This is a genomic window from Bradyrhizobium sp. Kon69, from assembly GCF_055807515.1.
In genome coordinates, this window is record NZ_JBVVOS010000139.1 from 1 (window position 1) to 398 (window position 398).

The window sequence follows — 398 nt, forward strand, 5'->3', positions numbered from 1 at the left end:
GCGTCAGGAAGTCCCGGACCTGCAGATCCAGGCCCTGATCGACGGACTCAAACAAGCCTACCAAGGCAAACCATTGGCGCTCGATAACACACGCATCGAACAGATTCTTCCACAGCACGAAGCACAGAACGCCACCGACACCCAGGCACCGCAGAGTGAAAAAGCGCTCGCCGCCGAACAGCAATTTTTATGCCCTGGAACGTGGCACAGGGCCGCTCGTCCACCAGCGCACCGCAGGCCCTGAGCTGGTCCGCCGCGCGCAGCAGGTTGTCGCGCACGGCTGGCTCGACGTCTTGCAACACGCCTTGCTCAAGCACGAAACGCTGGCCCTTCAGGCTGCGGGCGATATGGGTTCGCACGCGGCCATGGAGCAGGTCGTCGATGACCAGTGCATCGCG

Annotated in this window: 2 protein-coding genes; both read left to right on the forward strand. The window is 62.6% G+C overall.

The features are described 5' to 3' along the window. Positions 1 to 37: 37 nt before the first annotated feature. Positions 38 to 244: a hypothetical protein gene (locus tag AC0L3U_RS38575; protein WP_473364987.1), complete on the forward strand. Its 207-nt coding sequence runs from the start codon at positions 38 to 40 to the stop codon at positions 242 to 244. Further along, positions 156 to 398 (forward strand): hypothetical protein (locus tag AC0L3U_RS38580; protein ID WP_473364988.1); only part of this gene is annotated, 243 nt, incomplete at its 3' end. The genes AC0L3U_RS38575 and AC0L3U_RS38580, both read left to right, overlap by 89 nt.